This window comes from Rhodococcus sp. 2G (assembly GCF_001886355.1).
Lineage (GTDB): Bacteria > Actinomycetota > Actinomycetes > Mycobacteriales > Mycobacteriaceae > Rhodococcus > Rhodococcus pyridinivorans.
Genome location: NZ_CP018063.1, coordinates 1272927 through 1285741, shown reverse-complemented (window position 1 = coordinate 1285741; position 12815 = coordinate 1272927). Strand labels below are relative to the sequence as shown.

At 69.9% G+C, this 12815-nt stretch carries 13 protein-coding genes; 4 read left to right on the top strand and 9 right to left on the bottom strand.

From position 1 onward, the window contains the following. Positions 1–130 precede the first annotated feature (130 nt). The 4 genes from BO226_RS06060 to BO226_RS06045 are packed head-to-tail and all read left to right on the top strand — an operon-like array spanning position 131 to position 3415. Positions 131–1018 (top strand): metal ABC transporter substrate-binding protein, encoded by an 888-nt coding sequence (locus BO226_RS06060; protein ID WP_064061595.1) that lies wholly within the window; start codon positions 131–133, stop codon positions 1016–1018. Then, positions 1015–1812 (top strand): metal ABC transporter ATP-binding protein, encoded by a 798-nt coding sequence (locus tag BO226_RS06055; protein WP_006551266.1) that lies wholly within the window; start codon positions 1015–1017, stop codon positions 1810–1812. Before BO226_RS06060 ends, BO226_RS06055 begins: the two co-directional genes overlap by 4 nt. After that, positions 1809–2702, top strand: a complete 894-nt coding sequence (locus tag BO226_RS06050; RefSeq protein ID WP_006551267.1) for a metal ABC transporter permease — start codon at positions 1809–1811, stop codon at positions 2700–2702. Before BO226_RS06055 ends, BO226_RS06050 begins: the two co-directional genes overlap by 4 nt. 20 nt (positions 2703–2722) lie before the next feature. Then, on the top strand, positions 2723–3415 hold the full coding sequence (locus tag BO226_RS06045; protein ID WP_006551268.1) for a metal-dependent transcriptional regulator: 693 nt from the start codon (positions 2723–2725) through the stop codon (positions 3413–3415). A gap of 31 nt (positions 3416–3446) precedes the next feature. On the opposite strand, the gene truB is transcribed toward BO226_RS06045, so the two are convergent. From truB to BO226_RS06000, 9 genes are all read right to left on the bottom strand, one after another. Continuing rightward, positions 3447–4370, bottom strand: coding sequence for a tRNA pseudouridine(55) synthase TruB (gene truB / locus BO226_RS06040; RefSeq protein WP_019289147.1), 924 nt, complete (start codon positions 4368–4370; stop codon positions 3447–3449). Continuing rightward, positions 4370–5032 carry a 4'-phosphopantetheinyl transferase Npt gene (gene npt, locus BO226_RS06035; RefSeq protein ID WP_071936366.1) on the bottom strand — a complete coding sequence of 221 codons (663 nt, stop codon included), beginning with the start codon at positions 5030–5032 and terminating at the stop codon, positions 4370–4372. Before npt ends, truB begins: the two co-directional genes overlap by 1 nt. Before the next feature lie 41 nt (positions 5033–5073). Next, complete coding sequence (locus BO226_RS06030) at positions 5074–6012, bottom strand: metallophosphoesterase family protein (RefSeq protein WP_006551271.1); 939 nt, start codon at positions 6010–6012, stop codon at positions 5074–5076. A 3-nt stretch (positions 6013–6015) separates the two neighbouring features. Next, positions 6016–7332, bottom strand: a complete 1317-nt coding sequence (locus BO226_RS06025; RefSeq protein ID WP_051121545.1) for an MATE family efflux transporter — start codon at positions 7330–7332, stop codon at positions 6016–6018. 125 nt (positions 7333–7457) lie between these two features. Further along, positions 7458–8465, bottom strand: coding sequence for a DHH family phosphoesterase (locus BO226_RS06020; protein WP_071934810.1), 1008 nt, complete (start codon positions 8463–8465; stop codon positions 7458–7460). A gap of 28 nt (positions 8466–8493) precedes the next feature. After that, positions 8494–8952 carry a 30S ribosome-binding factor RbfA gene (gene rbfA, locus BO226_RS06015; RefSeq protein ID WP_006551274.1) on the bottom strand — a complete coding sequence of 153 codons (459 nt, stop codon included), beginning with the start codon at positions 8950–8952 and terminating at the stop codon, positions 8494–8496. A 53-nt stretch (positions 8953–9005) separates the two neighbouring features. Continuing rightward, on the bottom strand, positions 9006–9296 hold the full coding sequence (locus BO226_RS06010; RefSeq protein ID WP_006551275.1) for a DUF503 domain-containing protein: 291 nt from the start codon (positions 9294–9296) through the stop codon (positions 9006–9008). A 124-nt stretch (positions 9297–9420) separates the two neighbouring features. Then, positions 9421–12312 carry a translation initiation factor IF-2 gene (gene infB, locus BO226_RS06005; RefSeq protein WP_442977188.1) on the bottom strand — a complete coding sequence of 964 codons (2892 nt, stop codon included), beginning with the start codon at positions 12310–12312 and terminating at the stop codon, positions 9421–9423. Between the two features lie 192 nt (positions 12313–12504). After that, positions 12505–12813 (bottom strand): YlxR family protein, encoded by a 309-nt coding sequence (locus BO226_RS06000; protein ID WP_006554227.1) that lies wholly within the window; start codon positions 12811–12813, stop codon positions 12505–12507. Positions 12814–12815: the final 2 nt, after the last annotated feature.

Below are 12815 nucleotides of genomic sequence, written 5' to 3'. Positions count from 1 at the left end.
CGGGCACGCCCGGATGGCTCCCGGAGCGCCCCACATGACGGTGACGGCTCGGCGAATGCATAATTTCGGTGTGCCGAACTTTTCGTCGAGAGCCCGCAGAACACGGTCCGTATCCTCCCGTGCCGGTCGCATGATCGCCGCCTTCGCGGCCACGGCCTGCGCTGCCGCCCTCGCGGCATGTTCGACCACCGGTTCCGCCGACGATCGGCCCCTGGTCCTGACCACCTTCACCGTCCTCGCCGACATGGCGCGCAACGTCGGCGGCGACCACGTGCGGGTCGAGTCCATCACCAAGCCCGGCGCCGAGGTCCACGGCTACGAGCCCACGCCGGGCGACCTGCGGTTCGCGACCGAGGCCGACCTCGTCCTCGACAACGGACTCGGTCTCGAGCGGTGGTTCGAACAGTTCGTCGCCGATGTCGACGCCGAGCACGTGGTCGTGAGCGAGGGTGTGGACCCACTGCCGATCGGTGAGGGCGCGACGACGGGTCCCTACAACCCCCACGCCTGGATGTCCCCGCTCGCCGCCCGCGTCTACGTCGACAACATCGCCGCGGCACTGGCCGACCTCGCCCCCGAGCACGCGGACGACTTCGCGGCCCGCGCCGAGGCGTACAAGGCCGAACTCGACGGTCTCCACACCGAACTCGTCACCGCCCTCGACAGCGTGCCCGCCGACCGGCGCGCACTCGTCACCTGTGAGGGCGCGTTCAGCTATCTCGCGCGCGACGCCGGGCTGCAGGAGGCCTATCTGTGGCCGGTGAACTCCGACCAGCAGGGCACCCCGCAGCAGATCGCCCGGACCGTCGATTTCGTGCGCACCAACGAGGTTCCGGCGGTGTTCTGCGAATCGACCGTCTCGGACAAGGCGCAACGGCAGGTCGCGGCCGATACCGGAACGGAATTCGGCGGAATCCTCTACGTCGATTCGCTCTCCGAGGCGGACGGTCCCGTCCCCACCTACCTCGATCTGCTCCGACACGACATCGACGTCATCACGACGGGACTGAGGCCATGACTTCGACACTCGACACACCGGCACTGTTCGTCGACGACGTGACGGTGCGCTACGACACCGTCCTGGCCCTGCAGAACGTCACCCTGAAACTCGCACCCGGCCGCGTCTGCGGACTCGTGGGAACCAACGGCTCGGGTAAGTCGACGCTGTTCAAGACGATCATGGGTCTCGTGCGACCCACCTCGGGTCGCGTCACCATCGGCGGGACGACCACCGCCGTGGCGCGTCGCCGCACGCAGGTCGCCTACGTGCCGCAGTCCGAGGCCGTCGACTGGAACTTCCCGATCGGCGTGCGCGACGTCGTCATGACGGGCCGCTACGGCCACCAGGGCTTCCTGCGCCGCCCGCGCCCCGCCGACCACGAGGCCGTCGACGCCGCGCTCGAACGCGTGGGCATGACCGCGTTGTCCGGCCGGCAGATCGGGCAGCTTTCGGGCGGCCAGCGCAAGCGTGTCTTCGTGGCACGGGCGATCGCGCAGGGCTCGCCGCTGCTGCTGCTCGACGAGCCGTTCGCGGGGGTCGACACCACCACCGAGCACGCGCTGACCGGCGTCATCCGCGAACTGGCGGCGAGCGGCCACGCGATCCTCGTCGCCACCCACGATCTTGCAGGTCTGGCGCAACTGTGCGACGAGGCGGTACTGCTGCAGCGGCGCGTGCTCGTGCACGGCTCTCCCGAGGAGGTCCTCCTCCCGGAGAACCTCGCCCGCGCCTTCGGGGCTCCCCCACCTGCGAACGGTGGACGAGCCGAGGACGTCGCACGGGAGACATACGCACAGGAGGCCGGACGATGATCGACGTGCTGATCGAACCCCTGCAGTACGGCTTCATGCAGCGCGCGCTGCTCGTCGCGGTCGCCGCGACGATCGTGTGCGCGCTGCTCAGCTGCTGGCTCGTGCTCATCGGCTGGTCGCTGATGGGCGACGCGGTCTCGCACGCCGTGCTGCCCGGTGTCGTCCTCGCCTATCTGGTGGGGGTGCCGTTCGCGCTCGGAGCCCTCGTCTTCGCCGGCATCGCCGTCGCGTTGATCTGGCTCGTCCGCGGCACGAGCCGCGTCAAGGAGGACGCCACCATCGGCATCGTCTTCACGACACTGTTCGCCCTGGGCGTGGTGCTGATCTCGAAGAACCCGAGCCAGATCGACCTGCACCACGTGCTGTTCGGAAACCTGCTCGGGCTCGCGACGGGCGACGTCTGGCAGGTGTCGATCCTGGCGGCCGTCGTGCTGGCCGTCCTCGTCGCGAAGCGCCGCGATCTGACGCTGTTCGCCTTCGACCGCGTCCAGGCGCACACCCTCGGCCTGTCCCCCGCCGCGCTGTCGGCGTTGCTGTTGTCGCTGCTCGCGGTGACGATCGTCAGCGCGCTGCAGGCGGTCGGCGTGATCCTCGTCGTCGCGATGCTCATCATCCCCGGCGCGACCGCCTATCTGCTCACCGACCGGATGGCCCGGATGCTGGTGATCGCACCGGTACTCGCAGTGATCGCCTCGGTGGTCGGTGTGTACACGAGCTACTACACCGACGCCGCGACCGGCGGCGTGGTGGTGCTCGCCCAGGCCGTGGTCTTCACCCTCGCGTACCTGTTCGCTCCGCGTCAGGGTGTCGTCACCCGGCTCGTGATGCGTCGCCGCGCGCCGGAGGGCGAAAGGACCAGCGAGCCGACGGAGAGCGTGATTCCCGGGTGACGGTTACCTAAGCTGGACGCGTGCCTGAGAGTAACGAGACCACCGCGACCGAGCTGCTGTCCTCGGTCGCACAGGACTATCTCAAGATCATGTGGACGGTCCAGGAGTGGTCCGGGGAGAAGATCTCCACCAAGCTGCTCGCCGAGAAGCTGGGCGTGTCGGCGTCCACGGTGTCCGAAGCGGTACGCCGCCTCGCGGACCAGGGACTCGTCGACCACGAGCGCTACGGCGCGATCTCCCTCACCGACGAGGGCCGGCAGGCCGCCGTGGCGATGGTCCGGCGCCACCGCCTCATCGAGACCTTCCTGGTCCGCGAGCTCGGCTACGGGTGGGACGAAGTGCACGACGAGGCCGAGATCCTCGAGCACGCCGTCTCCGAACGGATGGTCGCAGCGATCGACACCAAACTCGGTCATCCCGAACGCGACCCGCACGGCGACCCGATCCCGGCACCCGACGGCACGATCCCGTCACCACCCGCCCGCGCCCTGAGCGAGTTCAACGACGGCGACCACGGCCGCGTGGCCCGCATCTCCGACTCCGACCCCGCGATGCTGCGCTACTTCGACGAGGTCGGGATCGCCCTCGACACCGACATCACCGTGCTCGAACGTCGCGACTTCGCCGGAACCATCTCGGTCCGGTTGGGCCGGACCGAGGGCCGCACGATCGATCTCGGTCACCCGGCGGCGGAAGCGATCTGGCTCGTCTGAGCCGGCTGCGATCCGGCCCGTCCGAGCCCGCTCACATGTTGGAGGGGCGCACCACGAACACCGCCGCAGCCCGCTTGCCCTTCTCCTGCAGCAGCGCCGCGGCCCGACCCTGCGCATCCACGGCGCCGTAGACGCCGTGGATCCCGACGGGCTCGAGCCAGCGGCCGTTCGCGAGCAGCCCCACCTCCTCGTCACTGATGGTGCGGCACTCGAAGGCCGTGCGCACGGCCGCGTCGATGTCGAGGCTCGGCGTCGGGTCGTCGGCGAGCTGTTCGAGCGTGCGGGCATGTTCGAGGCCGAACGGGCCGACCTTCGTGCGACGCAGCGCCGTGAGATGACCGCCCACTCCGAGGGCCGCGCCGAGATCGCGTGCGAGCGCCCGAATGTAGGTGCCGGACGAGCAGTCCACGTCGACGTCGACGTCCACGAAGCCGCTCCCGGGCACATCGCGGCGGGCGAGGACGTCGAACCGCGAGACCGTGACCGGCCGGGCCTTCAACTCGACCGCCTCCCCCTCGCGCATGCGGGCGTAGGCGCGCTTGCCGTCGATCTTGATGGCGCTGACGCTGGCGGGCACCTGCTGGATGTCGCCTGTCAGCGCGGCCACGCCCTCGCCGATCTGCTCGTCGGTCACGTGCGTCGCATCGGTGGTCGCGACGGTCTCGCCTTCCGCGTCGTCCGTGACGGTGCTCTGCCCGAGACGGATCGTCGCGGTGTACGACTTGGTCGTCAGTGCGAGCAGCCCGAGCAGCTTGGTGGCGCGCTCGACGCCGAGAACGAGCACGCCCGTCGCCATGGGGTCGAGAGTGCCCGCGTGCCCGACCTTGCGGGTGCCGAGCAGTCGGCGGCAGCGCGCCACCACGTCGTGGCTCGTCATGCCGGCGGGCTTGTCGACGACGAGCAGGCCTGCGCGGGCGAGTGCCGGATGTTCCTGCGGGGGTGCGGCGTCGTTCATCAGCGCACCGTGATCGCGGTGAGGACGAGACCGTCGGCGATGAGCCACCGTCCGTCGAAGCCCGTCAGCGGCTGCCCGTCGAGGGTGTCGCCGGGGACGAGCAGTCGCGAGTGGAAGGTGCCGGTGACCACGTCCGAGCTGGTGTCACGCTCGAAGGTGATGTGGGCGTCCTCGAAGCCCAGCCACCTCTTCGTCAGCGGGAACCACGCCTTGTAGGTGGCCTCCTTGGCGCAGAACAGCAGACGGTCCCAGTGCAGGTCGTCGCCGGCCGAGGCGAGCCACTCGCGTTCGGGTTCGAGGCTCACCGCGGGCAGCACCCCGTCGGGGAGCACGTCGTGCGGTTCGGCGTCGATGCCGAGCGATCGGATCTGCAGCGAATAGCCCAGCACGGCACCGCGATAGCCGTCGCAGTGGGTGAGGCTGCCGACGACGCCGCGCGGCCAGACGGGATCGCCCATCTCTCCGCGCAGTACCGGCGCGGGGTCGACGCCGAGGGTGCGCATGGCCTGGCGGGCGCAATGACGGGCACCGGCGAACTCGCGGCGCCGCTTCTCCACGGCCCGCGCCACGAGCGGCTCCTCCTGGGGATGCGGCCGCAGTCCCGGTGGGTCCTCGAACAACTCGGCTGCAGCGATGCCGTCCGGCACGATGCGCCCGATCAGCGCGCCGCGCGTGTCCGTCTTCTGCCCGGTGTCCGGTTCGGTCACCGCAACTCCTTCTCTCGTTGAGCCCGCATCTTCTCGGCCTCGGCTTCCATCTCGGGGGTCACGGTGAAATGACCGCCCCACTTGTTCAGGCTGCCCGGCGGATACTCCGGGACGGGGAGGATCTGCCGCAGGGGCTGCTCCGGCATGCCGCGTCGCTGCCATTCGCGCGGGTAGCCGACCGAGACCTCCTCGAAGCGCACCCCGTCGTAGTAGGTGGTCCGCGGGATATGCAGGTGGCCGTACACGCTGCACAGCGCCCGGTAGCGCAGGTGCCAGTCGGCCGTCTCGGTGGTACCGCACCACAGGGCGAACTCGGGGTAGAACAGCATCCGCGTGGGTTCGCGCACCAGCGGGAAGTGGTTGATCAGCACGGTGGGCAGGGCGGGGTCGAGCGCGTCGAGACGGGCGCGGGTCTGATCCACGCGTACCCGGCACCAGGTGTCGCGCGTGATGTACGGATCCGGCTTCAGCAGGAACTCGTCGGTCGCGACGACGTTGCGTTCGCGCGCCAGCGCGAGCCCGTCCGCCTTCGTCGTGGTGCCCTCCGGCAGGAACGAGTAGTCGTAGAGCAGGAACATCGGCACGAGCACCACCGGCCCGTCCTCGCCCTCCCAGATCGGATACGGATCCTCAGGGGTGAGCACGTCGAGTTCGCGGCACATCGTGACGAGATAGTCGTAGCGCGCGACCCCGAACATCTGCACCGGGTCCTTGGCGGTCGTCCACAGTTCGTGGTTGCCGGGCACCCAGATCACCTTCGCGAACCGGCTGCGGAGCAGCGACAGCGCCCACCGGATGTCGTCGGTCTTCTCCGACACGTCGCCCGCGACGATCAACCAGTCGTCGGGCGACTCCGGATACAGGTCCTCGGTGACCGGCCGGTTGCCCCGATGGCCCACATGGATGTCGCTGATCGCCCACAGCTTCGCTGCCACGCACTAACCTCCCGACTCGTCCTGGATGCACACCTGCCGGTCCGCACCCGTCACCGCCCATCGTCCCGAGAGCGTGCGCCACACGACGGCGATCATCCGGAACACGATGAACACCGTAAGCCCCGTCCAGATACCCGCCAGACCCCAGTCGTACGCGAGCGACAACCAGATCAACGGCAGGAAGCCGAACAGCGCCGAGGCCAGCGTCGCGGTGCGCAGGAAGGCGGCGTCCCCCGCACCGAGGAGAACACCGTCGAGTGCGAAGACGATTCCCGCGAGCGGCATGATCGCGACGAAGAACCACCACGCGACGCCGATCTGGTCGAGCACCTCGGTATCGGTGGTGAACAGATCAGGAATCACATCCTTCCCCGCCACGAAGACCACCGCGAGGACGACGGCGAAGACCACCGACCACGCCGACAACCGCCACGCCAGGCGAGTCGCGCCCCGGCGGTCGGCCGCACCGAGCGCGGCGCCGACGAGGGCCTGCGCGGCGATCGCCAGCGAGTCCAGGGTGAGGGTCACGAAGGTCCACAGTTGCAGCACGACCTGATGACCGGCCACCGCGGCCGCACCGAAGCGCGACGCCACCGCCGCCGCGGACAGGAAGCAGGCCTGGAATGCGAGGCTGCGCGCGATCAGGTCACGTCCGAGCCGCAACTGTGCCCCGATCACGGCGGGTCGCGGTCGCAGCGGAACCCCGGACCGCAGCAGCGCCACGACGAACAGGACGGCCGTCACGGACTGCCCGATCACGTTGGCGATGGCGGAACCGACGAGTTCCCACCGGGGAGCGCCCAGCAGTCCGTGGACCAGTACCGGGCACAGCACCGCCGACAGGGCGAGGCCGGCGATGACGAATCGCAGCGGCCGCATCGTGTCCTGGACGCCGCGCATCCAACCGTTCCCGGCCAGGCCGACGAGGATCGGGGGAGCCCCGAACAGCGCGACGCGCAGCCACGAGACGGCGGCGTCGGCGATCTCGGCATCGCCGGCGAGCAGCCGCGCGACGGGACCGGCCAGCGCCTGGCCGACGAGCAGGATCGCAAGTCCGACGATCATCGCGAGCCAGGTCGCCTGCACGCCCTCGCCGACAGCGTCGTCGTGCCGGTCCGCACCGTGGAAACGCGCCGCGCGCGCGGTGGTGCCGTACGACAGGAAGGTGAGCTGGGTGCTCACCTGCGCGAGGATCAACCCGCCGATCGCGAGACCGGCCAGGGGCAGCGCCCCCAGCCGGCCGACGACGGCGATGTCGAACAGCAGGTAGAGCGGTTCGGCCGCGAGCACCCCGAGGGCGGGAAGGACGAGCCCGAGGATCCGCCGTCCGGTGACATCGGAAGCGCGTGAGCCGCCGGGCGTCTCAGAGGCGAGTGAGCCGCCGGGCGTCTCAGAGGCGCGTGAGCCGCCGGGCGTCTCAGAGGCGGGCGACCCGCCGGACGCAGTCAACCGAGCACGCCGCGCAGGGCGGCGACGATCCGATCGGTGTCGCCGTGGGCGGTGTACCCCGCCGCCAGGCGGTGTCCTCCGCCGCCGAGTGCGGTGGCGACGGCGGACACGTCCACCGAGGTCTTCGCGCGCAGCGAGACGGTCCACTCCTCGGGAGCGACCTCCTTGAACACCGCGGCGACCTCGGCCTCGGCGGTGGTGCGCACGATGTCGATGACGCTCTCGACCTCCTCCGGACCGAGATGCGCGGAGTCGGCGCGCCGGACGAAGGCGTAGACCAGTCCCCTGCCCTGAGCAGCGTCGCGTTCGAGTGTGGCGGTGGCCAGCACCGACGACAGCATCGGCAACCACCCGAAGGGATGGGTGTCGAGCAGGGCCCGCGTGATCGATGTGCCGTCGATACCGGTGGCGAGCAGGCGCTCGGCAAGTCCGTGGGCCTGCGGGCGACCCCAGCGGAACGATCCGGTGTCGGTCACCAGTCCCGCGTACAGGCAGTGCGCGAGTGCGGCGTCGATCTCGACACCCCACACGTCGAAGAGGTCGGCGAGCACCATCGCGGTGGCCTCGGACTCCGGGTCGACGAGGTTGTGGGTGCCGAACCGCGTGTTGGACAGGTGGTGGTCGATCACCAGGACGTTCGGGGCGGTCTTCAGACGGTCGCGCAGGACACCGAGACGGCCCGCGGTACCGCAGTCGACGGTCACCACGAGATCGGCCTCACGGCGTACCCCCGCGACCGGCGTGACCAGGTGTGCGCCCGGCAGCGACCGCATCGAGTCCGGCATGTTCGCGGGCGAACCGAACGCGACCTGCACGGCGACACCGCGTCGCTCGAGCGCCAGCCCGAGGGCCAGCCCGCTGCCGAGGGTGTCGGCGTCGGGGTTGATGTGGCACAGCACCGTCACGGTGGCCGCCGCGTCGAGCAGTGCGGCGGCACCGTGCAGGTCGACGGATCCTGCCGGGCCGGACGGGACGCCGGCATCGTCCCGGCGCGACGGGACCACCGGAGGAGTCGGGTCGGGCACCGGTGCGTTATTCGTCGTCGTCACCGGCGTCGCGCTCACGGGATTCCTTGTAGGGATCGGCATCGCCGGCCGGAACGGCGCCCTCACGGGCGCGTGCGACCTCGTCGTCGGCCGCGCGAGCGCGCGCGAGGAGTTCCTCCATGTGCCGTGCCGTGTCGGGCACGGTGTCGGTGACGAACGTCAGCGTCGGGGTGAACCGCACACCGGTGCCGGCGCCGACCTTCGAACGGAGCACGCCCTTGGCCTTCTCGAGGCCGGCAGCAGCGGCCTCGTGATCGGGTTCGGTGTTCAGATCCGCGCCCCGGACCGTGTAGTAGACGGTGGCGTCGTGCAGATCCGCGGTGACCTTCGCGTCGGTGATCGTCACGAACTCGAGGCGCGGATCCTTGATCTCGAGGTCGATGGCGGTGGCCACGATGGTGGCAATGCGCTTCGCGAGTCGGCGAGCCCGTGCTGGATCGGCCATGTCGTTCGTTCCCTTCTGTAGCCGCCGGCAGGCGGCCTGTCGTGCGGCCGGGATCAGTCCTCGGGCCCGTACAGCCTGCGTCTGACCGACAGCAGGTCGAGTTCGGGCCGCTGGGCGACCAGCCGCTCACACTTGTCCAGTATCTCTCCGACGTGCGCGAGGTCGGGGGCGACGACCGCCACACCCACCTGCGCCCGGCGGTACAGATCGTGTTCCCCGGTTTCGGCGGCGGACACCCCGAGCCGGCGCAGTTCTGCGACCACCGGACGGATCGCCGATCTCTTCTGCTTGAGCGAATGCACGTCGCCGAGCAGCAGGTCGAGTTCGAGCGCTCCCAGATACATTCGCTTCTCTCCTCGAGGACACTCCGGTCGGCCGTCCGGTCGGCTCCGTGCCGGCCGGGTCGGGCGTCCCGACACACCCGTGGCGGCGAACGACGAATCGTTCACCGCCACGGGTGCGGGTGGATCAGTCGCGCGGCTTCTCGCGCAACTCGTACGCCTCGATCACGTCGCCGACCTTGATGTCGGAGTAGGTGATCGTCAAACCGCACTCGAAGCCCTCGCGGACCTCGGTGACGTCGTCCTTCTCGCGGCGCAGCGACGAGATGGTGACCGTCTCGGCCACGACGTTGCTGTCGCGGATGAGGCGGGCCTTCGCGTTGCGCTTGACGATGCCGGACTGCACGAGGCAACCCGCGATGTTGCCGACCTTCGACGACTTGAAGATCGCGCGGATCTCGGCGCGGCCGAGCTCGACCTCCTCGTAGATCGGCTTGAGCATGCCCTTGAGGGCCTTCTCCACCTCGTCGATCGCCTGGTAGATGACCGAGTAGTAGCGGATGTCGACACCCTCGCGGTTCGCGAGCTCGGTGGCCTTGCCCTCGGCGCGGACGTTGAAGCCGATGATCACGGCGTTCGACGCGGCAGCGAGGTTGACGTTGGTCTCGGTGACGCCACCGACACCGCGGTCGATGACCCGCAGGCGCACCTCGTCGTCGATCTCGATACCCATGAGCGCCTCTTCGAGGGCCTCGACGGTACCCGAGTTGTCGCCCTTGAGGATGAGGTTGAGCTCGTTGTGCTCCTTGAGAGCGGCATCGAGATCCTCGAGGCTGATGCGCTTACGGCTACGTGCTGCGAGCGCGTTGCGCTTGCGGGCATTACGCCGGTCGGCGATCTGACGCGCGATGCGGTCCTCTTCGACGACGACGAGGTTGTCCCCGGCGCCGGGCACCGACGTGAAGCCGACGACCTGGACCGGACGCGAAGGCAGTGCCTCGAGCACGTCCTCGCCGTGCTCGTCGACCATGCGGCGCACGCGGCCGTAGGCGTCGCCGGCGACGATCGAGTCGCCGACCCGCAGAGTGCCGCGCTGGATGAGCACCGTGGCCACCGGACCGCGACCGCGGTCGAGGTGCGCCTCGATGGCGACGCCCTGCGCCTCCATGTCCGGGTTGGCCCGCAGATCGAGCGCTGCGTCGGCGGTGAGCAGCACCGCTTCGAGCAGCTGGTCGATGTTGAGGTTCTGCTTCGCGGAGATGTCGACGAACATGGTGTCGCCGCCGTACTCCTCCGCCACCAGCCCGTACTCGGTGAGCTGCTGACGGATCTTCTGAGGGTTCGCACCCTCCTTGTCGATCTTGTTCACCGCGACCACGATCGGGACATCGGCGGCCTGTGCGTGGTTGATCGCCTCCACCGTCTGCGGCATGACGCCGTCGTCGGCTGCGACCACGAGGATCGCGATGTCCGTCGCCTTCGCGCCGCGGGCACGCATCGCGGTGAACGCCTCGTGACCCGGGGTGTCGATGAAGGTGATCAGGCGATCTTCACCGTTGAGGTGCGTCATCACCTGGTAGGCACCGATGTGCTGGGTGATGCCACCGGCCTCACCCTCGCCGACGTTCTCCTTCCGGATCGTGTCGAGCAGGCGGGTCTTGCCGTGGTCGACGTGACCCATGACGGTGACCACCGGCGGACGCTGCTGGAGGTCTTCCTCGCCGCCCTCGTCCTCGCCGTACTGGATGTCGAACGACTCGAGCAGCTCGCGGTCCTCATCCTCGGGCGAGACGACCTGCACGACGTAGTTCATCTCCGAGCCGAGCAGCTCGAGGATGTCGTCGTTCACCGACTGAGTGGCCGTGACCATCTCACCGAGGTTGAACAGCGCCTGCACCAGGGCCGACGGGTTCGCGTCGATCTTCTCGGCGAAGTCGGACAGCGATGCGCCGCGAGCGAGACGGATGGTCTCGCCGTTGCCACGCGGCAACCGCACGCCGCCGACCGACGGCGCCTGCATCGAATCGTATTCCTGCCGCTTCTGCCGCTTCGACTTACGACCACGACGCGGAGCGCCACCGGGACGACCGAACGCGCCGGCTGCACCGCCGCGACCGCGTCCACCGCCACCGCCACCGGGGCGACCGCGGAAACCACCGGGAGCACCTGCACCTGCAGGTGCGCCGCCACCGGCGCCGCCACCGCGGTAGCCGCCGCCACCGCCACCGGGACGTCCACCGGGAGCTCCGCCCGGACGACCCGGACGACCGGATGCGGCCGGACGCGCAGCACGCTGCGGCATCGCACCCGGGTTGGGACGCGGGGGCATCGAACCCGGGGACGGACGGGGACCGCCCTGTCCGGGCGCGGGGCGGGGACCGCCCTGTCCGGGAGCCGGACGCGGACCGGCCTGGCCGGGTCCGGGACGCGGGCCACCGGGGCCTGCTGCGGGACGTCCCTGTCCGGGCGTGGGGCGGGGGCCGCCCTGTCCGGGGGTAGGACGCGGTCCGCCCGGGCCGGGGCGCGGGGCACCCGGACGCGGAGCGGGACGCTCGGCCGGAGCCGAGGAGTACGGGTTGTTACCGACGCGCGGGGTCTTCGGACCCGGACGCGGACCGGCCGGCTTGGGGCCGGGCTTGGCCGCGGGAGCCTGCGGCGTCGCGCTGGGAGCCTGAGCAGCCGGGGACTGCGGTGCCGCCTGGGCAGCGGGGGCCTGCGGCGCGGGAGCCGCGGGCTCCTCCGGTGCCGGAGCGGGCTTGGGAGCAGCCGGCTTCGGTGCGCCGGGCTTCGGACGCGCGGTCTCGGCCGCGGGGGCCGGGCTCGCAGGGGTGGGCCGGGGACCCGGCCGGGGGGCACCGGGCTTCGGTGCGGGGTTGGGTGCAGCCTTCGCGGCTGCATCGCCTTCGGTCTTACCGAACGATTCGCGCAGTCGACGCGCGACCGGCGGTTCGACGGTCGACGACGCGGACTTGACGAACTCGCCCTGTTCCTTCAGGCGTGCGAGTAGTTCCTTGCTGGTGACACCGAGTTCTTTCGCCAACTCGTGCACGCGGGCCTTGCCTGCCACTGCTCTCCTCACTGATGAGGTCGAGCGGCCGACTGCCCGCACGACCTCGGGTTATCTCCGATGGACGTTCATCGCTGGTGCTTCACGGTGTGCTCATGAGTGTTCGTGCCTGTTCTTCTCAGAGTGCGATGTCACTGTTGGTGTTCCTCGTCGTCGTTCCCACGATCGTCGTACCCGGCCGAGGCCGACTCGATACGTCCGTGATCACTGTGCCGTGGACCCGACCAGCTGATCCAGCGCTGTGGTGTCCGGATACCCGGTCACGCGCAGTGCCCTGCCGAATGCTCGACGCCGAACCGCCAGGCCCAGACATTCCGGGTTGGGATGCAACCAAGCACCTCGCCCGGGAAGCCTGCGTCGGGGATCGGGAATCACGGCGAAACCTGACGGTTCCTTCTCGCGCGCCACCACCCGGAGCAGTTCGGCAGCCAGCGTTCGCTGCCGACATCCGACACAGGTCCGCACCGTAGTGGCGCGTTCCCCGCCGGTCGAGGACAGGTCATGCTGAACCATCG

Bases quoted from the DNA above. Each gene is read 5' to 3' on its own strand.
- BO226_RS06055 (WP_006551266.1), top strand. From the start codon at position 1,015: ATGACTTCGACACTCGACACACCGGCACTGTTCGTCGACGACGTGACG.
- truB (WP_019289147.1), bottom strand. From the start codon at position 4,370: ATGAACGACGCCGCACCCCCGCAGGAACATCCGGCACTCGCCCGCGCA.
- BO226_RS06010 (WP_006551275.1), bottom strand. From the start codon at position 9,296: ATGTATCTGGGAGCGCTCGAACTCGACCTGCTGCTCGGCGACGTGCAT.
- BO226_RS06060 (WP_064061595.1), top strand. From the start codon at position 131: ATGATCGCCGCCTTCGCGGCCACGGCCTGCGCTGCCGCCCTCGCGGCA.
- BO226_RS06050 (WP_006551267.1), top strand. From the start codon at position 1,809: ATGATCGACGTGCTGATCGAACCCCTGCAGTACGGCTTCATGCAGCGC.
- BO226_RS06000 (WP_006554227.1), bottom strand. From the start codon at position 12,813: ATGGTTCAGCATGACCTGTCCTCGACCGGCGGGGAACGCGCCACTACG.
- rbfA (WP_006551274.1), bottom strand. From the start codon at position 8,952: ATGGCCGATCCAGCACGGGCTCGCCGACTCGCGAAGCGCATTGCCACC.